The organism is Nocardia gipuzkoensis, assembly GCF_021183645.1.
Classification (GTDB): Bacteria; Actinomycetota; Actinomycetes; order Mycobacteriales; family Mycobacteriaceae; genus Nocardia; species Nocardia abscessus.
Genome location: NZ_CP089225.1, coordinates 4,014,146 through 4,032,971, shown reverse-complemented (window position 1 = coordinate 4,032,971; position 18,826 = coordinate 4,014,146). Strand labels below are relative to the sequence as shown.

At 70.5% G+C, this 18,826-nt stretch carries 18 protein-coding genes; 6 read left to right on the top strand and 12 right to left on the bottom strand.

Going from position 1 to position 18,826, the window contains the following annotated elements; translation table 11 throughout:
* Position 1 precedes the first annotated feature (1 nt).
* From LTT66_RS17890 to LTT66_RS17880, 3 genes are read right to left on the bottom strand one after another with little or no spacing between them, the layout of a single operon-like run.
* Positions 2–1,507, bottom strand: coding sequence for an amino acid permease (locus tag LTT66_RS17890; RefSeq protein ID WP_233068876.1), 1,506 nt, complete (start codon positions 1,505–1,507; stop codon positions 2–4).
* 9 nt (positions 1,508–1,516) lie between these two features.
* Positions 1,517–1,786 (bottom strand): hypothetical protein, encoded by a 270-nt coding sequence (locus LTT66_RS17885; protein ID WP_233068874.1) that lies wholly within the window; start codon positions 1,784–1,786, stop codon positions 1,517–1,519.
* Entirely contained in the window at positions 1,783–2,013 is a 231-nt protein-coding gene (locus LTT66_RS17880; protein WP_233068872.1) for a hypothetical protein, read from the bottom strand. The genes LTT66_RS17885 and LTT66_RS17880 overlap by 4 nt, the downstream gene beginning before the upstream one ends.
* Before the next feature lie 162 nt (positions 2,014–2,175).
* Between LTT66_RS17880 and LTT66_RS17875 the strand changes: the two genes are divergently transcribed.
* Positions 2,176–2,694, top strand: a complete 519-nt coding sequence (locus LTT66_RS17875; protein ID WP_233068870.1) for an SRPBCC family protein — start codon at positions 2,176–2,178, stop codon at positions 2,692–2,694.
* Between the two features lie 37 nt (positions 2,695–2,731).
* On the opposite strand, the gene LTT66_RS17870 is transcribed toward LTT66_RS17875, so the two are convergent.
* The 9 genes from LTT66_RS17870 to LTT66_RS17830 form a co-directional block, all read right to left on the bottom strand.
* Positions 2,732–3,679, bottom strand: a complete 948-nt coding sequence (locus LTT66_RS17870) for a Ppx/GppA phosphatase family protein (RefSeq protein ID WP_233068868.1) — start codon at positions 3,677–3,679, stop codon at positions 2,732–2,734.
* The gene (locus tag LTT66_RS17865) at positions 3,676–4,212 is read right to left on the bottom strand and encodes a DUF501 domain-containing protein (protein WP_233068866.1); all 537 of its coding nucleotides are present in this window, start codon (positions 4,210–4,212) and stop codon (positions 3,676–3,678) included. The genes LTT66_RS17870 and LTT66_RS17865 overlap by 4 nt, the downstream gene beginning before the upstream one ends.
* Positions 4,209–4,832: an FtsB family cell division protein gene (locus LTT66_RS17860; protein WP_195067727.1), complete on the bottom strand. Its 624-nt coding sequence runs from the start codon at positions 4,830–4,832 to the stop codon at positions 4,209–4,211. The genes LTT66_RS17865 and LTT66_RS17860 overlap by 4 nt, the downstream gene beginning before the upstream one ends.
* 90 nt (positions 4,833–4,922) lie before the next feature.
* Entirely contained in the window at positions 4,923–6,209 is a 1,287-nt protein-coding gene (gene eno / locus LTT66_RS17855) for a phosphopyruvate hydratase (protein WP_043731780.1), read from the bottom strand.
* A gap of 114 nt (positions 6,210–6,323) precedes the next feature.
* Positions 6,324–7,049, bottom strand: a complete 726-nt coding sequence (locus LTT66_RS17850; protein ID WP_195094993.1) for a lytic transglycosylase domain-containing protein — start codon at positions 7,047–7,049, stop codon at positions 6,324–6,326.
* Positions 7,050–7,136: 87 nt separating this feature from the next.
* Positions 7,137–9,038, bottom strand: coding sequence for an ABC transporter ATP-binding protein (locus LTT66_RS17845; protein ID WP_408638816.1), 1,902 nt, complete (start codon positions 9,036–9,038; stop codon positions 7,137–7,139).
* A complete protein-coding gene (locus LTT66_RS17840) occupies positions 9,035–9,856 on the bottom strand; it encodes an ABC transporter permease (protein WP_233068864.1) in 822 nt (273 codons plus the stop codon). Before LTT66_RS17840 ends, LTT66_RS17845 begins: the two co-directional genes overlap by 4 nt.
* Positions 9,853–10,782: an ABC transporter permease gene (locus LTT66_RS17835; RefSeq protein ID WP_233068863.1), complete on the bottom strand. Its 930-nt coding sequence runs from the start codon at positions 10,780–10,782 to the stop codon at positions 9,853–9,855. Before LTT66_RS17835 ends, LTT66_RS17840 begins: the two co-directional genes overlap by 4 nt.
* Entirely contained in the window at positions 10,779–12,296 is a 1,518-nt protein-coding gene (locus tag LTT66_RS17830) for an ABC transporter substrate-binding protein (RefSeq protein ID WP_233068862.1), read from the bottom strand. The genes LTT66_RS17835 and LTT66_RS17830 overlap by 4 nt, the downstream gene beginning before the upstream one ends.
* Positions 12,297–12,618: 322 nt before the next feature.
* Here LTT66_RS17830 and LTT66_RS17825 point away from each other — a divergent pair, with 322 nt between their 5' ends.
* The 5 genes from LTT66_RS17825 (at position 12,619) to LTT66_RS17805 (ending at position 18,694) form a co-directional block, all read left to right on the top strand.
* On the top strand, positions 12,619–13,776 hold the full coding sequence (locus tag LTT66_RS17825) for a TauD/TfdA family dioxygenase (RefSeq protein ID WP_233068860.1): 1,158 nt from the start codon (positions 12,619–12,621) through the stop codon (positions 13,774–13,776).
* The gene (locus LTT66_RS17820; protein WP_233069314.1) at positions 13,748–14,758 is read left to right on the top strand and encodes an ornithine cyclodeaminase family protein; all 1,011 of its coding nucleotides are present in this window, start codon (positions 13,748–13,750) and stop codon (positions 14,756–14,758) included. Before LTT66_RS17825 ends, LTT66_RS17820 begins: the two co-directional genes overlap by 29 nt.
* Before the next feature lie 43 nt (positions 14,759–14,801).
* The gene (locus LTT66_RS17815) at positions 14,802–16,151 is read left to right on the top strand and encodes an alanine racemase (RefSeq protein WP_233069313.1); all 1,350 of its coding nucleotides are present in this window, start codon (positions 14,802–14,804) and stop codon (positions 16,149–16,151) included.
* A gap of 34 nt (positions 16,152–16,185) precedes the next feature.
* Positions 16,186–17,217, top strand: a complete 1,032-nt coding sequence (locus LTT66_RS17810) for a PLP-dependent cysteine synthase family protein (protein WP_195152597.1) — start codon at positions 16,186–16,188, stop codon at positions 17,215–17,217.
* A 73-nt stretch (positions 17,218–17,290) separates the two neighbouring features.
* Positions 17,291–18,694, top strand: a complete 1,404-nt coding sequence (locus LTT66_RS17805) for an MATE family efflux transporter (protein WP_233068858.1) — start codon at positions 17,291–17,293, stop codon at positions 18,692–18,694.
* The last annotated feature ends 132 nt before the right edge of the window (positions 18,695–18,826 follow it).

The window sequence follows — 18,826 nt, the reverse complement described above, 5'->3', positions numbered from 1 at the left end:
ACTACGCGGCCGGTGTCTTCCGGAGCAGGGAGTTGCGCCGGGAGTAGGCGAAGTAGACGACGAAGCCGATCGCCATCCACACCAGGAACCGCAGCCAGGTCTCCACGGAGAGATTCAGCATCAGCCACAGGCACGACAGCACGGCCAGGACGGGAATCAGCGGCACCAGCGGAACCCGGAAGCCGCGCGGCAGGTCGGGGCGGGTGCGCCGCAGGATGAGCACGCCGACCGACACCAGCACGAACGCGAACAGCGTCCCGATGTTGACCATCTCCTCCAGCGTGCCGAAGTCGACGAACCCGGCCAGCAGCGCGCACCCCACCCCGACGATCACGGTGACGCGGACCGGCGTGCCGTTCTTGCCGGTGTGCGCGAGCTTGCGCGGCATCAGGCCGTCGCGCGCCATCGCGAACAGCACGCGGGTCTGCCCGAGGTACATCACCATGACCACCGTGGTGAGCCCGGCCAGGGCGCCGATCGAGATGATGTTCTTCGCCCAGGTCACCCCGTGGATGCCGAACGCGGTCGCCAGCGTCGCGTCGCCGCCGGACAGCTCGGTGTAGGGCACCATGCCGGTGAGCACGAGCGACACCGCGACGTACAGGACGGTGACGATGAGCAGCGAGCCGAGGATGCCGCGCGGCACCGCCTTCTGCGGATTCCTGGTCTCCTCCGCCGTCGTGGCGACGACGTCGAAGCCGATGAACGCGAAGAACACCAGGCTGGCCGCGGCGAGCAGGCCGTACCAGCCGAAGTTGCTGTCCCCGGCGCCGGTCATGTAGGAGAACAGCGACTGCCGCAGGCCCTCACCCCGCTCACCGGCCTGCGACGGCGGAATGTAGGGCGAGAGGTTCGAGGACTTGAAGTAGGTGAGGCCGACGACGAGCACCAGCGCGATCACGCCCAGCTTGATGGCGACCGCCACCGCCGACACCCGCGAGGACACCTTGGTGCCGGTCGCGAGCAGCACGCCGAGCACGGTGATCAGCAGCACCGCGCCCCAGTCGAAACTCACCGAGCCGAGGTGCGCGACCGGGGAGGTGGTGCCGAGCACTTCACCGAGATACTGCGACCAGCCCTTGGCCACCACCGCGACGGCGAGCGCGAACTCCAGGATGAGGTCCCAGCCGATGATCCAGGCGACGAGCTCGCCGAAGGTGGCGTAGGAGTAGGTGTAGGCGCTGCCCGCGACCGGAACGGTGGACGCGAACTCGGCGTAGCAGAGCGCGGTCAGCCCGCAGGCGATCGCGGCGAACACGAAAGCGAGCGAGACGGACGGACCCGCGACATTGCCCGCGGTGCGTGCGGTGAGGGTGAAGATGCCGGCCCCGACCACGACGGCCACGCCGAAGACGGTGAGATCCCAGGCGGTCAGGTCCCTGCGGAGTTTGGAGTCGGGGTCGTCGGTGTCGCGAATCGACTGTTCGATGGATTTGGTGCGGAACAAACCGCCCCACCGAGACGAGACGTCACCCGTCGGATCGGCTTGTGGCCCGGGGTTGGTCACGCGTTCTCCTTAGATCGTGCTGCTGTGCTTGGTGTTCTGTACCCATGCGGCGCGCCGATGCACGCCTGCCAAGGGTTCGCTGACCCGCGGTGCGCTGGCGGCGACGATCAGCCCCGCACGCACCGAGACCCTTCCGGTGATACCGGAGTAGGCGAACCCGTGATCTGGGTCATAGAACCGGGCGAAATTACCCGACATCGACGTTTCGGTACCAACCGAGAAAAAATACAGTGCCATCTCCTGAGCCCGGAAAGCTTCCGGCGCGAACCGGGTGATCACGGCAAGTCCGGCCCGAGCGCCACCAGTGCCCCGCCAGGTCGAAGCGCCCGGCCGCAGCACCATGCCGCCGGAAACAGCAGGCGTTCCGAATCGAGCAATCGGTTGGCGAACCAGCCGCTCAGCGCGGTGGACGAGTAGCCGGGGCCGCCATGGGCGCCGACGAGGACCACGGCGGTGTCCCCGGCCGGGTCCCGGCCGTCGGTAGTCGTAGTTGGCGCTTCAAGCATGCTCCGAAGCGTCCCATCCGAGACGGTGCGGCGGAGGATTCGTGTGTTCTGTTCAAGCGCGACCGGACCGGGCCGCGAGGGAGGTTTGCCCGCCGCACGTCCGGGCACCCCGCAAGCGACAGGCAAACCAGCCGAGGCCCCCACCCAGAAAGCGTTGAGCTGATGGTCCACGTGGAAATCACCGTGCCGACTACACCGGATGAGGTTTTCGCCGTCCTGGCCGACGGGTGGCTGTTCTGCGCCTGGGTGGTCGGCGCGACGCACATCCGCGACGTCGATGACAACTGGCCCGCGGTCGGCTCGAAGCTGCACTACAGCGCAGGCGTGTGGCCGATCACCGCGAACGACACCACGCAGGTCGTCGCCGTCAATCCGCCGCACGTGCTGGAACTCGAGGCCAAGCTCTCGCCGCTGGGCGCCGCGTGGATCCGTCTGGAGCTGGTCGAGACCGCGCCCGAGGAGACCCAGATCCGGATGTACGAGCATGCCGAACGCGGGTTGGGCGTTCTGGTGCCCAACGTGCTGCAAGAGTTCCTGCTGGTGCCCCGGAACAAGGAATCGCTCTCCCGGCTCGCCGATATCGCGGTCGGCAAGGCTCGCCACAAGAGTGGGACCGCGGTTCGCGCCGGAGACGAGCCACACGCCGAGGTGAAGCTGAACGGACACCTTCCGCCGGGCTGACCGAGCGTGCGCCGGACCGGCTCCTACTGGGCGGCGGTCAGGCGATCGACAGGGCGATGCCGTCGAGGATGTCGTGCTCGCTGACCACCATTTCGGAGATGCCCGCACGCCGGGACAATTCCTCCGCGAGCACCTCGGTGATGACCGCGCCGCCGCCGATCACGTCGACCCGGCCGGGGTGCATCGGGCCCAGCGCGGCGCGCTGATCGTGATCCATGGCGATCAGCCGGTCGCAGACGTCGTGGATCTGGTCCATGGCCAGCCGGGTGAGGTGCACCCGTTCCGAGTCGTATTCGGGGAGATCGAGCGCCACCGCGGCAAGGGTGGTCATGGTGCCCGCGACGCCGACCCAGGTGTGGGCGCCGTCGACCGGGACGTGCGTGAACGCCTCGGTCAACCGCTCGGTGGCGAAGGCGCGGGCGGCGACGACCTGTTCGGCGGTGGGCGGGTTGCCTGCCAGGCAGCGCTCGGTGATCCGGACGCAGCCGATGTCCGCGGAGAACGCGGCCCGCACCCCGGCACTGTCCCCGAACACCAGCTCGGTCGATCCGCCGCCCAGGTCCACCACGACGAAAGGCCCTGCCGCCTCGGACAGTTCGCCGATCGCGCCGGCGAACGAGAGCCGCGCCTCCTCGTCACCGGTGATCACCTCTGCCTCGGCGCCGGCGACCACGGTGCCGAGTTCGGCCCGGGCCATGGCGAAGAAGTCCTCCCGGTTCGCGGCGTCCCGGGTGGCGGAGGTGGCCACCATGCGCACCCGGCCGACCCCTGCCTCGCGCATCAGCGCGGCGTAGTCGGCCAGGGCGGCGCGGGTGCGTTCGATCGCCTCCGGCGCCAGCGAGCCGGTCGCGTCGACCCCTTGCCCGAGGCGGACGATGCGCATCTCGCGGTGCACGTCGGCCAGGCGCCCGTCGCCGAGCACATCGGCGATCAGCAGGCGGATGGAATTCGTGCCGCAATCCACGGCGGCTACCCGGTCACTCATCGCTGTGCTCCAGTCTCTCGCGGGCCGGTCGGCCGAGGCGCGGGCCAGTCGGCCGGAATCGCGGTGCCACGCAGGCCGTGCTCGGCGGCCAGCGCCACGGCTTCGTCACCGAGCGGGTTCACCCCCGGCCCTTTGGCCAGCGAGTGGGCGATCAGGACGTGCAGGCACTTGACCCGCTCGGGCATTCCGCCGCCGGTGAAATCTGTTCCGAGCGATTCGATGTCGTCCCGTTCGGCCAGATAGCTCTCGTGCGCGGCGCGGTAGGCGGCGGCCAGCTCCGGATCGGCGGCGAGCCGCTCGGTCATCGCACGCATCACACCGGCGGATTCCTGCCTGCTCGCCTCGGCGGTGAGCCGGGGATCGGTCAGGTAGTACAGGGTCGGGAAGGGGGTGCCGTCCGGCAGGCGCGGCGCGGTCTTCACAACGGCCGGGATCCCGTCCGGGGTGCGGTAGGCGATGGCGAGCACGCCGCGCGGGGCACGGCCCAGCTGCTCGGCGATGATCGCGAGATCCTGGTCGTTCGGTGCGGTCACCTGGGTCCTTCCAGTCCTTCCGGTGCTTGCGGTCGCGGGGCGGCGGGCGGCGCGGCCGCCGGTGTGGGCTGCGGCTCGGAGATACTGCGCCACAGTTCGGTGTACCAGGGATCGGGTTCGCGCGCCCGGGTGGGCGCCGGGGGCGGGGCGGGCGCCTCGATGCCGGGCACCTGCACGATGTACGGCGTCTCCCCCGGCATCACCAAGCGCAGCCGGTCGCGCGCCTCGGTGCGGATGAAAGCCGGATCCTGTTGCTGCGCGCGACGATCCCGCAGCCGGGCCAGATCCGCTTCCAGTTCCGCGCGCTGCTGCGCCAGCTGCGCGGCCTCGGCGCGCTGGGTGAAGTACGTGCGCATCGGCACCGCGAGGGTCAGCGCGAGCCCGCACACCACCATCGCGAGGATCACCGCCTTGCCGGTGGACAGGCCGAGGAACGTGTGGTCGTGCCGGTCAGCGGCGGAACGCGACGCGCTCTTGCGCGGCTTCGGCTTCTCCGCGGCCTCCGATCGCCTGCGCCCGCGCTTGGCCGCGGAGTCGGCCGGACGGGACGTGGCGGCACGCGACGTGCGGCGGTCCCCGCGTCCGGCCGGACTGGTCCCACGCGCACGTCGCTCCGTCATCTCACGCCTCGGTCTCTACTTCGCGGTACTCCCGTGGCCCTGCGAGGTCACGCACGCCACCTCCGCCGGGCCCGCCGCTCGCACCGCAGGTCAGCCTTCGAACGCGAAGCGGGGAAACGCGACGTCGCCCGCGTAGCGCGCCGAATCGCCGAGCGCGTCCTCGATGCGCAGCAGCTGGTTGTACTTGGCGACCCGCTCGCTGCGCGCCGGGGCGCCGGTCTTGATCTGCCCGCTGCCCACCGCGACGGCGAGGTCGGCGATGGTGGTGTCCTCGGTCTCGCCGGACCGGTGCGACATCATCGTCTTGTAGCCGTTGCGGTGCGCCAGCTCCACCGCGTCCAGCGTCTCGGTGAGCGTGCCGATCTGGTTGACCTTCACCAGCAGCGCGTTGGCGGCGCCCTTGGCGATGCCCTCCTCCAGGCGCTCCGGGTTGGTGACGAACAGGTCGTCGCCGACCAGCTGGACCTTGTCGCCGATCTGGTCGGTCAGGGTCACCCAGCCGTCCCAGTCGTCCTCCGACAGCGGGTCCTCGATGGACACCAGCGGGTAGGCGCCGATCAGCTCGGCGTAGAACTGCGCCATCTCCTCGGCCGAGCGCACCACGCCCTCGAACTTGTAGCCGCTGCCCGAGGTGTAGAACTCGGTGGCCGCGACGTCGAGCGCGAGCGCCACGTCGCTGCCCAGCTTCAGACCGGTCTTGGCGATGGCCTCGCTGATCAGGTCGAGCGCCACCTTGGTGCCCGCCACGTCGGGTGCGAACCCGCCCTCGTCACCGAGGCCGGTGGCCAGGCCCTTGGCCTTGAGCACCGCCTTGAGGGCGTGGTAGACCTCCGCGCCCCAGCGCAGCGACTCCTTGAAGGTCGGCGCGCCGATCGGGGCGACCATGAATTCCTGCACGTCCACGCCGGTGTCGGCGTGCGCGCCACCGTTGAGGATGTTCATCATCGGGACGGGCAGCACGTGCGCGTTCGGACCGCCGAGGTAGCGGAACAGCTCGAGGCCCGAGGACTCGGCCGCGGCGCGGGCCACCGCCAGCGACACGCCGAGCAGGGCGTTGGCGCCGAGCCGGGACTTGTCCTGGGTGCCGTCCAGGTCCAGCAGCACCTGGTCGACGGTGCGCTGCTCCACGGCGTCCAGGCCGATGACGGCGGGCGCGATCTCGTCGAGCACACCTTCGACCGCCTTGCGCACGCCCTTGCCGCCGTAGCGCTCACCACCGTCGCGCAGTTCGACGGCCTCGTGCTCGCCGGTGGACGCGCCGGAGGGCACGGCCGCGCGGGTCAGGGTGCCGTCGTCGAGAGCGATCTCGACCTCGACGGTGGGGTTTCCGCGCGAATCCAGGATCTCGCGAGCTCCGACCTGTTCGATGATGGCCACGAAAACGACACTCCTTCGGCTGCTGACACGGTTGGTCTCACGGGATGGGCCGTGCGCTGCGAGCCTATCGTCCCGGCCGCGCGGCGGGTAACCGGCACTCCGGGGACCGGCCGATCACACCCGGCGGCCGACGCTGTAGCTCGCGGCCCGGTCACGCACCGTCAGCAGGTAGCTGTGCGACTGGTTGTAGGTGAGCAACGCCCGCTGCCAACCGTGCTCGGAGGTGAGGTCGCCGCCGCTGGCGCACAGGTACCTGGCCGCGGTGAGCGCGGCGTCGTCGATGCTCTGCGGATCGGCGGTGCCGTCGCCGTTGGCGTCGACGCCCCAGCGCTTCCAGGTCTCCGGAATGAACTGCAGCGGACCGACGGCGCGGTCGTGCACCGGGTCGTGGTCGAGCGCGCCGCCATCGGTGTCCTCGATCAGCGCGACGCCCGGCGAACCGTCCAGCGGGACGCCGATGATCGGCGGGCGGACCGAACCGTCCGGGCCGACCTCGGCACCGCGATGGGTGCCGTGCTTGCTCTCCACACTCGCGATGCCCGCCAGCGTCGTCCACGCGACGCCGCAGTCCGGGCGGGCTCTGGTCATCACGGCCGCCGCGTAGCCGTAGGCCTCCAGGGCGATCGAGGGGATGCCCAGCCGACCGGCCTGATCGCCGGCCCAGCCGCGCAACTGGACGGCCGTGCGGCCGGGCGCGTCGAGGTCGATCACGGGCAGCGGCGTGCCCGGTCCGGGCGGAATGCCCTCCGGGATCGGGGTGCGGTCGATTCCGCAACCGGCGAGCCCGAGAATCACCACGACGGCGGCCGAGACGCCGATCTTTCGCAACACCCTTTCCATGATCCAGATGACGGCGCGTGCCCGCGGTGATCCGGTGACGCGGTCCACCGCGTGTCGGATGTGCGCATGGCCTCGGGCCGGGGCGGCTCAGACGAGCAGCTCGCCGGTGGCGTTGTGCGCCGGCGCGGCGAGCACCGTTGCGGTGGAACCGGATTCGACGATGCGCCCGTGATCCAGAACGAGCAGCGCCGGGCAGTATTCGGCGACCAAAGCCATGTCGTGGGTGATGACCAGCAAGGCGGTGTCGCGCTCGGCCCGGATCCGGTCCAGCAGGCCCATGATCGCTACCGCGGTGGTGTGGTCGAGGGCCGAGGTGATCTCGTCGCACAGGAGCACCGCGGGCTCGGCGGCGAGGGCACGGGCCAGCGCCACCCGTTGGCGCTGGCCGCCGGACAGCTCTTGGGGGTAGCGGTCGGCCAGGTCGGCGGACAGCTCGACCGCGGCCAGGAGTTCGGCGATCCGCCCTGCGAGGTCCCGGCGCGCGACGCCTCCGATCCGCCGCAGCGGGCGGCCGAGCGTCTGCGCGACCGTGCGGCGCGGGTTGAGCGCGGACCTGGGGTTCTGGGTGACGAGCTGAATGCCGCCCGCTCCATAGCGGATTCGCCTCTTCACGCCCACGGCGATCCGGTGCCCGCGCAGCTCGAGCGATCCGGTCGCCGACCGGTGCAGACCCGCGATCACGCGCGCCAAGGTGGTCTTGCCCGCGCCCGACGCGCCCACCACCGCGAGCGCCGAACCCGCGCCCAGGGCGAGGTCGATGTCGGCGAGCACCTGGTGTCCGCTGATCGAGGCGCTGATGTCCCGGGCGCGCAGCACGACCTCGGGCGACCGGTTGTCCGTCGTGACGACGGCCGGAGAGCTGCGGCCGTTGCGCGAGACCGCTACGTCCCACGCCCGAGCCGAGGCGAGGTCGCCGTCGCGGACGCCGTAGTGATCGCGACTGCCGTATCGATCGCCGTCGCCGTCGCGGACGCGCTCGCCGTCGCCGTCGCGGACGCGCTCGCCGTCGCCGTCGCGGACGCGCTCGCCGTCGCCGTCACGGACGCGGTCGTTGCATGCCTCGGGCACAGCGGGTTTCGGCTCGCGTCCGCCGATGGATTCGCCGCCGATCGGCACCGGCACCGGTTCGGCCCGACCACTGAGCGCCGGGCCGTCGGCCGGGACCGCGGACGAGGCATACGGGTGCTTCGCCGACTCGGCGGCGACGCCGAAACGTGCTGTGGGCGTGCGGGCTTCTCGTCGAATCGCAGCCGAGAACACGGATGGGTGGACGGCGCCCAGTTCGACCACATCGTCCGCGATCGAGTGCACGAGGGCGGTGTCGTGACCGGACAGCAGGATCGCCGACGACCGCTCCCGGGCGATCTCCGCGAGTTGTCCGGCGATGTCGGTGCGCAGCGCGCCGTGCAGTCCGGCCAGCGGCTCGTCGAGCACCAGCACGCCCGTCCGGCGGATCAGCGCCCTGGCGAGAGCGACACGGCGCTGCTGGCCGCCGGAGAGTTCACCGGGGCGGCGGCGCAGATACTCCGACGAGAGGCCGACCAGCGCCAGTGTGTCGGTCAGCGTGGACTCCGACGCCTTGGGCGCGACCTCGCGCAGCAGGGCGCGCACCCGCAGCAGCGGGTTCAGCGCGGAACCCGGATCCTGCCCGACGTAGGCGATGTGGTGGCGCCGAAACCGCTGCAGTGCGGCAGGATCCAGGGTGAACACGTCGTGCCCGGCGACCGATGCCGACCCGGTCGCTCGCGCCGAGGCGGAGGGCAGCTGTCCGAGCAAGGCCCGCATCACCGTCGTCTTGCCCGAACCGGACGGACCGGTGAGCGCCGTGACCGTGCCCGCCGGTATCCGGAACGTCGCGGGACCGGCCAATTCCCGCCCGTCCGGGCCGAGCACGGTCAGATCGTCGACCGCGACGAGGGCGCCGGTCACCGGTTCGGCATCATCCGCTCCCGCCGTCCGGCCGTCCCGCTTCGTGACGCTCACGTTCATTCCCGCTCCCCTCGTCCGAACGCCGACACCGCCAGATTCACGCTCACCGCGACGATCGCGATCGCGAGGCTCGGGGCGAGCACCGCCCAGGGATTGAGCAGCATGCCGGAGGCGTTCTCGCGCACCATGACCGCCCAGTTGCTCGCACCGAGCGTCGTGGGAAGTTGCAGGAAGGACGCGGTGCTGACCAGGTAGACGCCCGCGACGAAACGCAGCCCGAGCTGAGTCGTCCACACGGCACGCAGATTCGGGATCACTTCTCGGAACACCAAATGCGCCAGCGATTCCCCGGCTGCTTGCGCGCTCTCGACGTATCCGGTGGCCGCGACCCCCGCCGCGGCGGCCGTGAAGATCCGCGCGCAATAGGGAACTCCGAACAGCAGTGCCACAACGATCAGCCCCGGGACGCCCGCGTCCGGCCACGAGGTCAGCACGAGCAGGATGCCCAGCACCGCGGGGACGAGGAGGAGGAAATCGGTGCCGAGTTCGATCCACGCGCCGATCCGCGGGCGCAGCGCGGCGACCGCGCCGAGCACGCCGGAAAACCCGGTCACCAGCACCGCGATGATCGCCGCCACCAGCAGCAATCCCCAACCGCCGTAGAGCAGCTGGCTGAGCACGTCGCGGCCGAGCCGGTCGGTGCCCAGCGGCGCGCCCTCGCCGGGATCACCGAACGGGATGCCGATCGCCTGCTCGGCGGGGTGCGGCGCCAGCGTCGGCCCGAGCGCCGCCAGCAGGGTGACCAAGAGGGCGGGAGCGGCGATCAGCCGGCCGAGCCGTCGCCGGACCGGACGCGCGAGGTCGATCGATACGTTCATCGCCGCCCCCGCAACGACCAGCTGCGGATGCCGTCGGCGACGGCCAGCATGATCATGATGACCACCCCCGACAGCGCGACCACCGCGGCGACCACCGCGGTGTCGCGGTCGGCCACCGAACCGGCGAGCACCGCGCCGAGACCGGGGTAGTTGAAGATGGTCTCCACCACCAAGGCGCCACCGAGCAGCATCCCGACCGTGGTGGCGAAACTGGCGACGATCGTCGGCAACGCGAACGGCAGTACGTGCCGCGCCAGCACGACGCGGCCCGAAAGCCCGTCCAGCACCGCGCTTTCCACGTGCGGCGCGGTCGCCGCGTCGGACAGGGCGGCGCGCACCACCCTGGTGTTCCAGCCGATCTGGGGCAGCGCGAGCGCGAGCACCGGCAGCACCAGCATCTCGGGGCCCGCCGGGAATCCGGACCGGCCGGTGATGGTGACCGCGGGCAGCCAGCCGAGCGCCAGCGCGAACACCAGGATCAGCACCGTGGAGATCACGAACTCGGGAATCGCCACCGCCGTGGTGGTCGTCGGCTGCAACACCCGCGCCGCCGCACCGCCCGGACGGGTCGTCCACCACGCGCCGAGCGCGAGCGAGGCGAGCACGGTCACCGCGAGCGCGAGCCCGCCGAGCAGCAGCGTGGGCGGGAACTTGTCCACCAGCAGGTCGTTGACCGGCCGCCCGCGCGCGGTTCGCCCGAAATCGCCGGTCGCGACGCCCGCTATCCAGTCCGAGAACCGCACCGCCAGCGGGCGGTCCAGTCCGAGTTCGCGTTCCTTGGCCGCGATCTGCTCCGGGGTGGCCTCCCGGCCGAGAACCGCGCGGGCGGTGTTGCCCGGCAGCAGGTCCACGGCGACGAAGACGCAGGCCAGCAACGTCACCAGCAGGGTGACGCGCCGCAGCAGGAGTCGCGCGAAGGAGATCACCCGGCCAGCCAAGCCCTTTCCAGCTGAACCCGGGCGAACCCACCCAGCGTGGGCAGGTCGCGCACTCGGGAGGACGCGATGTCGATGCCGTCGGCCATGCCCCAGACCAGGTAGCCGCCGCGCTCGTACTGGATGCGCTGCAACTCCTGCGCGGCCTGCTTGTACTCCGCGTCACTGCGCGCGGCGAGCGCCTTGACGGTGACCGCGTCGAATGCCGCGTCCTTGAAATCGGTTTCGTTCCGGTTGGATCCGCCGGCCAGCAGTCTGCTGGCAAAGAAGAGGGCGGAATCGTTGGTTCCCCAGGAGACGGTGTACAGCGGCGCCTTCAGCCAGGTCTGGTCGTAGAAGGCGTTCGACTCCTGGGTCACCACGTCCAGCCGGACGCCGATCTCGGCGAGCTGAGTGGCGATGACCTTCGCCGATTCGACCTCGCCGGGCGCCTCGGCCTTGGTGACGAACGGGTAGCTGCGCCCGGTGTCGAAATTCGCCTCGCGCAGCAGCGCCTTCGCACGGTCGGTGTCCCGGGTGCGCTGTGCGATGGACGTGTCGTAGAGCGGGTCGCCGGTGCCGAGAATGTCGTTGGCCACCGTTCCGTAGCCGGAATGCACCTGCGTGACCAGGGCTTTGCGGTCGACACCCAGCCGAACGGCGGTGCGTACCCGTGCGTCGGCGAACGGCCCGTCGGAGGTCCGCATGGCCACGCCGAGCATCGTGTCGTTCGGGCGGCGCACGACCGTCAGGTCGCCGCGCCCCTCCGCGGTGCGGCCCGCGATGGCGCCGACGTTGGAGGCGAGGTCGATCTGCCCGCCGAGCGCCGCGTTGCCCAGCGCGGTGACGCTCTCGAACATGGTGATCTCGATGGCGTCCAGCAGCGGCGGCGTGCCGTGCCACCGGTCGTTGCGCACCAGCCGGGCGTTTCCGCCCTGGTAGGACTCCAACCGGAACGGTCCGCTGCCGATCGCCTTGGTGAAGTCGGTGGTGTCCTTCTTGACCGTGAAGGTCATCAACCGGACCAGCAGCGGCAGTTGGGTATTCGGCTCGGGCACCGCGAGGATCACCCGGTTCGGTCCGTCGGCGGTGATGTCCTGCACGGCCACCGGCATCTTCGACGCCCCGCCGACGGTGCGCAGCCTGCGCAGCGACCACACGACGTCCTCGGACGTCACCGGCGACCCGTCGTGGAAGGTCGCGTTCTCGGCGAGGGTGAAGCTCCAGCGCCGCCGGTCGGCGTCCGCCTCCCATCGCGTCGCCAAGCGCGGCACGACATTCGGGTCGCCGCCCGGCACGGTGAGCGCGTCGTAGACCAGGGAGGCGATCAGGAAATCACTGTCGTTGCTCAGGTTGGCATGCGGGTCGCGCTCGAGGCGAGCCGCGGTGCCGAGCGCGCCGACCCGCAACGTGCCGCCGCGCCGCGCCGGTCCGGACGAGTCGGCTTCGTCGGAACAAGCGGCCACCAGCAGTACCGCCCCGACCCCGAGACTCGAGCGCAGCAGTTGTCGTCGATTCAAAACCATTGCACTGCCTTCTTCCTGAACCGACGCACTGCGGTACCCGCGAACTAGTGTATTGATCAGGACAGGCTAGCCTAATGGATTGCGCGACTCGCCGATACCGGCACCGAAACGGCAGCGCAAGGGCGTACCGGCCGCAAACCCCCGACCGCGGTCCCGGATTCCTCCCTCGCCCGGCAGCCGCTACCGGGCAGAAGTCATACGATTCGGCTATCTTTTCGCCGAATCGCTTAGGTAAGCCTTGCTTCACTAGCCCGGAAGGGCTACCTTCGCATTACCAATCGCGACCCCTGCTTTTCGAACCGATGCGAAGAAGGGAAACCCGGTGAAAAGCGTTCTCTCCGAACGTAAGACGCTTCACCCCAAAAACCTCGAACGACGCGAATTGTCCGCAGAAGCGGGCCGGTCGGTGCGCGAAATCGCCAAAGAGATATCCGCCACACTCGACCTCGCCCTCACCGATCCGGCCGCCGCCGCGCGCACCCTCACGGATCCGGCGCTCATCGAACGGATCGATGCCGGCGTCGCGGAACTGCCCGCCGAGGTGCGCCGCACCATGCGCCCGCCCGCCACCACGGCCGGAGCCACCGTCGTCGGTCGCCTTCCGTTGCAGGACAACGAATTCGGGCCCACGCCGCCGAGCTGGCGGGAGGCGGCGCGCTGGAGCGGTGATCCGGCGCTGCGCGCGCACTCGTTCGAACTCGACCTGGCCATGCTGCTGCTCGCGCGCAGCGCGGGTGAGCCGTTCGGCTGGCAGGGTCAGCAGGAGGGACGGCTGGTCAACAACATCGTTCCCGCGGCCGGTCACGAGCACGAACAGTCCGGCGCCAGTAGCAAGGTTCTGCTGAGCCCGCACACCGAGGACGCCTTCCACCCGCGGCGCGCACATCTGCTGATGCTCGGCTGCCTGCGCAATCCGGACCTGGTCGGCACCACCGTCTCGTCGGTGCGCCGGATCGAGCTCGCGTCCCGGCAGCGTGCATTGCTCGGTACGCCCGCACTGCCGATCCTGCCGGACGTCTCCTACGGCAGCGGCCACGAAACCTATTCCGCCGCACCGATTCCGACTCTGTGGAGCGCTGCCGGTCCCGACCAGCTGACCCTGCGCTACGATCCGGCATACACCCCGCTCGAGCAGGCAGACCCCGAATTCCGCGCCGCCTACGAACAACTCACCGCGGAGCTCGAACGCGTCTGCGTCACCGCCGTGCTCTCCCCCGGCGAGCTTTTGCTGGTGGACAACGACGTCGCGGTGCACGGCCGGGTGCCGTTCACCGCGCGATACGACGGCACCGACCGGTGGCTCAAGCGAGTGAACATCCGGCTTCCGGAACGACGGCGGCGGACCGAGGAAGCCGACGAGAATGGCTACGGGCAACAAATCGTGGCCCCGTTCCGAGCGGCGGACACCCTGCCGGTCGAGAGCGGCACTCATGAGCGGGATGCAGTACGACATGATCGAGGACCCCTTGAGCACGCGTGACCGAAGCACACCCCTGCGGGTGTTGAGCCGCAGCGACCTCGCCGACGTGCCGATCACACCGGCGGCGGTGGTGCGCGCGGTGGAAGAGGCGTATCTGGCCTTCGCGGCGGGCGATTCGGACAACCCGCGCAAGCTCAGCGTCGCCAACCCGGATGGGTGGTCGGTCGCCTATGCCATGCTCGGCCGCGACGGCCGCAGACGCGTGGTGGCGATGAAGACCTCCTACAAATTCGACCCCGGCCACGACCGCAGCACGAAGCGGTACTACACGACCATCACGCTCTACGACGACGCCACCGGCGCGCCGATCGCGATGATGGACTGCGCGCGGGTCGGCGCGCTGCGCACCCCGGCGGTGTCGGCCCTGCTGGTGCGGGAGACCGTGCGGCGCGGCGCGGAGAGCGTCCTGCTGATCGGCACCGGAACCCAGGGCCGCAACGCGCTTCCGCATCTGCTCGCCGCGAACCCGCAGCTGCGCAAACTGATGGTCTACGGCACGCACCGCGAGGGGCTGGAAGCCGTGCACCGCGTACTCGCCGAACACCATCCGCACGCCTTGCTCGAGACCGTGACCGATCCGCGCGAGGCGGCCGCCGCCGCCGATGTCGTGCTGGCCACTGCGGGCCCGGCCACCGAGGTCGCGCTCGAATCCGGTGATCTGGCACCCGGTTCGGTGGCGGTGCTGGTCGGTTACGGGCTCGCGCCCTCGGCGCTGAACGACGCCGACCGGGTGATCGCGACCAGCGCCGAGCAGATGGCGCTGACCGGCACCGACATGGCCGGACCCGACGGCACGCTGCGTGCGGTGGACGCCGAGCTGCCGCAGATCCTGAATCGCCGTGCGGTCGCGCGCCGCTCGGACGAGGAGCGCGTCTTCGTCTACAACAGCGGGCTCGTGCTGACCGATATCGCGGTGGCCCACGCACTGGCCGAGCGGGCGATCGCGGAAGGCCGTGGCACGGAGGTGCCGCTGTGGGACTAGCGCACGGAGGCGACCGGTGGACCTAGAACACGCGAGCATCGCCATGGAACCGGGGGCGGACGCGCACGAGGCGATCGGCGCTTCCCCGATGCCCGCGCATCTCGATCCGTGGGAGCGCCGCCTGCTCGCCGATCCGTCCCTGCTCGGCGACATCGCCTTCGCGATGGGCGGCCCGTTCCATGTGATGTACCCGGAGCGGGTGGCGCACAACATCCGCGCCTTCCACGCCGCCTTCACCCACGCCGGAGTACACGGCACGATCTACTACGGCAAGAAGGCGAACAAGGCCGCGTGCGTCGCGCGGGCGTGCGCGGAACACGGTGCGGGCGTGGACGTCGCCAGCGTCGGGGAGCTGACCGCCGCGCTGGCGCAAGGAGTGCGCGGTGACGAGCTCATGGTGACCGGCCCGGCCAAGGCGGACGAGCTGCTCTGGCTGGCCGCCAGGCACGGTGCGCTGATCGCCGTGGACGATCTCGATGAGCTGGGCAGACTCGCCGCGCTCGCGGCGCAGGGCGCGCCCGCGCGCGTGCTGATCCGCGTGCTGCCCGCGGCCTCGGCCAGCCGGTTCGGCATGACCTCCGGCGAGATCGAGGACGCGCTCGCGGTGTGCGGTGGGCACGATTCGATCCGGCTGGAGGGCTTCAGTTTCCACCTGTCCGGTTACGACGCGGTGGCGCGCGCGGAACTCGCGGGCGCGCTGATCGCCCGCTGTCTGCACGCGCGCACCCTGGGGCATCCGGCCACCACCGTATCGATCGGCGGGGGCTTCGGCGTCGACTACGTGGCGGCGGAGGCCGCGATGGAGTTCACCGAGGGCGTGGGCAGGCAGTGGTTCCACTCCGGGAAATCCTTCGATTCCTACTATCCGTACCACTTTCCGGCGCCGGGTGCGGCCATGCTCGCCCAGATCCTCGACCACGAGCATCTCGCCGGACGGCTGCGCGACAACGCCGTGCGCCTGGCGATCGAACCGGGACGCGCGCTGCTCGCCCACGCGGGGTGCACCATCTTCCGCGTCCAGGGCAGCAAGACCAGGCATGCGCACGGCAAGCCCTACCGGTTGCTCACCGTCGACGGCACCAGCCTCAGCCTCTCGGAACAGTGGTTCGACAGCGAGTACCTGCCCGATCCGCTGCTGTGGCCCGCGCGGCCGGGCGCCGTCACACCGACCAGCGTCGGCGCGGCCACCTGCCTGGACTCCGACATGCTCAGCTGGCGCCGGGTGCCGCTGCCCCGCCCCGCCGAGGTCGGCGACCTGCTGATCTATCCGAATACCGCCGGTTATCAGATGGATTCGAACGAGTCCGCCTTCCACGACCTGCCCATCCCACCGAAAGTCGTGCTGCACGACGCGCCCGGCGACCGCTTCCGCTGGACCCGCGACGGCAGCTGAGCCCGACTTCCCCGACACGAACCAGGAGATAGCAATGCCGCTCGTCACGCGCGTGACGGATCTGATCGGTCGCACGCCGCTGTTCGAGCTCGCGGCCACTGCGACAGGCACCCGCTTATTACTGAAACTCGAGCAGTTCAACCCGACCGGCGCGGCCAAGATCAGGATGGCGCGCGAGATGGTGCTCGACGCCGAGCGTCGCGGTTTGCTGCGCAGTGGCGGACATATCATCGAGTCCACGTCCGGGAACACCGGGCTCGGCCTCGCGGTAGTTGCCGCCGAACGTGGGTATCGCTTCACCGCAGTGGTCGACCATCACGCATGTAAGGACAAACTGCGCGCGATGCGGGCAATGGGTGCGGAACTGGTGTACGTCGCCGACGAGGGCGACGACAACTTGGCCACCTCGGCACGGGAGGACCTGGCCGAGGCGATGGCGGCCGAGCGCGACGACGCGTTCTTCACCGAGCAGCACAACAACGACGCCAACGCGGTGGGTTACTACGCGGTGGCCGAGGAATTGCTCGAAGACGTCGAGCGGGTCGACATCCTGCTCTCGGCGGTGGGTACCGGCGGTTCGCTGTTCGGCACCGCCACCCGGCTGCGCCAGCTCGGCTGCGTCCCCTACGTGATCGGCGTCGAGCCGGTCGGCTCGATCGCCTTCGGTGGGCCGGGCGGCCCGTACTGGCAGTCGGGCACCGGCACCCCGCCGGGGGCCACCATCGGTACGGCGGTGGACTACTCGCTGCTGGACGAAGGCGTCAAGGTCACCGACGTGGCGGCGTTCGCGACCGCGCGCGCCGTGGCGGCCGAACTGGGCCTGATGATCGGTGGCTCGGCGGGCGGGTCGGTGCACGCCGCGCTCACCCGGCTGGAGGAGTTCCCGCCGGGCTCCACCGTGGTCACCATCGTGTGCGACGGCGGGGAAAAGTACTTGGACACGGTGTTCGACGACGAGTGGATGATCGAACGCGACCTGCTCGACGCCGATGCCGAACGCGAGGTCGCGGACATGCTGCGGCGCTACACGCCCGCCGCCCGCAACACATTGGTGGAGGTGCGGTGAGTTCCGGGCACTCGTACGGCGCGACGCTTCCCCCGCGCGGGGCGACCCGCCCGCCATCTGCGAAGGAGGACCGGTGATCGTGACGAGTTTCCGCGGCGACGGCGGGCGGCTCACCGCCCTCGCGACGCCGATCGCACTGACCCAGCTGGCCCAGATCGCGGTATCCACCACCAACATCGCGCTGATGGGCACGCTCGGCGTGCGGCAGGTGGCCGCGGGCGGGCTGGCGATCGTACTGTTCAACCAGATCCGCACCATGTGCGTCGGGTTGATCACCGGCAGCGGCAACCAGATCGCCACCGCGGTGAGCGCGGCGGGCAAGCGCGGTGAATCCCCGGATCCGGAGATCCGCGAGCTGCTGCGGTCGAGCTTCGTGATCGCCACCGTCGCCGGGCTCGTCGGCGGCGCGTTGCTGATCGGGCTCGGTTGGGTGCTGCCCTGGCTCGGGCAGGACCCCGGAGTGCTCGCCGACGCCCGGCCCCTGATGGTGGCGCTCGCGCCCGGCCTGCTGCCCTGCCTGTGGTTCCAGGTGCTGCGCCAGTACACCGTGGGCATGCAGCGTCCGCAGGCGCTGTTGCTGGTGACACTGGGTTCGGTGGTGCTGAACCTGCTGCTGGCCCTCGGCTTCATCCACGGCAAGGCCGGACTGCCCGAACTCGGACTCACGGGTATCGGCGTCGCCACCTCGCTGGTGTTCCTGATCACCTTCGGCGTGTTCTGGGCGATGGTGTGGCGCGACCAGGAACTCGGCCGCACCCTGCCGATGACCCCGCTGCCGGTGCGCTGGACGACGATTCGCGCGGAGTTGAGGCTGGGCACGCCGATCGCGCTGACCTACGGCTCCGAGGCGGGCATGTTCTCGGTGCTCGCCCTCGTCATGGGCAGCATCGGACCGGCGGCGCTGGCCGCGCACAACGTTGTCTACCAGATCATCTACATCGTCTTCCAGGTGGCGATCGGCCTGTCGCACGGTGCGTCGATCCTGGTCAGCCACGCCGTGGCGCGGGACGAGCACGCGCACGCCCGCGCGCTGGCCTGGCTCGCGCTGCGCCATGCCGCGGTGATCGCGGCGGTGACGGGCGCGGTGTACGTGATCGCGCCGGATCTGGTGCTGCGCCCGTTCCTCGAGTCCTCCGACACCGGCACCATCTGGGTCGCGCACACTCTGCTGCTGATCGGCATCGTGCTGCAATTCTTCGACGCCGCCCAGAACATCGGCACCGGCCTGCTGCGCGGCCTCAAGGCCACCAACGCGGGCTTCCGGCTGTCGCTGATCGGCTACTGGGGCGTCGGCCTGCCGGTCGCCCTGCTGCTGGCCTACCCGGCCGGCCTCGGCGCCGCGGGCGTCTGGTGGGGACTCACCGCGGGCCTGGCCACCACCGCGATCCTCATGCTGCGCCGCTATTTCGCGCTGCTCGACGGCATGGAGCGGGACCGCCCGCGCCTGCTTCCGGAAACCCTCACCACACCGAGCTGACCGGGTCGCGGACGCGTCGTACGCCACCGTGCGGCGCGGTCCCGTGGCCCGCCTGGTGCGCTGCGTGTTCGTCGACCATGTCCGCGAAATGCCGTGCGTCACGTAGCGTTGAGGTGTCGTCGGACTGAGATG

Bases quoted from the DNA above. Each gene is read 5' to 3' on its own strand.
- LTT66_RS17820 (WP_233069314.1), top strand. From the start codon at position 13,748: ATGATCGAGGACCCCTTGAGCACGCGTGACCGAAGCACACCCCTGCGG.
- LTT66_RS17875 (WP_233068870.1), top strand. From the start codon at position 2,176: ATGGTCCACGTGGAAATCACCGTGCCGACTACACCGGATGAGGTTTTC.
- LTT66_RS17845 (WP_408638816.1), bottom strand. From the start codon at position 9,038: ATGAACGTGAGCGTCACGAAGCGGGACGGCCGGACGGCGGGAGCGGAT.
- LTT66_RS17860 (WP_195067727.1), bottom strand. From the start codon at position 4,832: ATGACGGAGCGACGTGCGCGTGGGACCAGTCCGGCCGGACGCGGGGAC.
- LTT66_RS17850 (WP_195094993.1), bottom strand. From the start codon at position 7,049: ATGGAAAGGGTGTTGCGAAAGATCGGCGTCTCGGCCGCCGTCGTGGTG.
- LTT66_RS17840 (WP_233068864.1), bottom strand. From the start codon at position 9,856: ATGAACGTATCGATCGACCTCGCGCGTCCGGTCCGGCGACGGCTCGGC.
- LTT66_RS17870 (WP_233068868.1), bottom strand. From the start codon at position 3,679: ATGAGTGACCGGGTAGCCGCCGTGGATTGCGGCACGAATTCCATCCGC.
- LTT66_RS17830 (WP_233068862.1), bottom strand. From the start codon at position 12,296: ATGGTTTTGAATCGACGACAACTGCTGCGCTCGAGTCTCGGGGTCGGG.
- LTT66_RS17880 (WP_233068872.1), bottom strand. From the start codon at position 2,013: ATGCTTGAAGCGCCAACTACGACTACCGACGGCCGGGACCCGGCCGGG.
- LTT66_RS17810 (WP_195152597.1), top strand. From the start codon at position 16,186: ATGCCGCTCGTCACGCGCGTGACGGATCTGATCGGTCGCACGCCGCTG.
- LTT66_RS17815 (WP_233069313.1), top strand. From the start codon at position 14,802: ATGGAACCGGGGGCGGACGCGCACGAGGCGATCGGCGCTTCCCCGATG.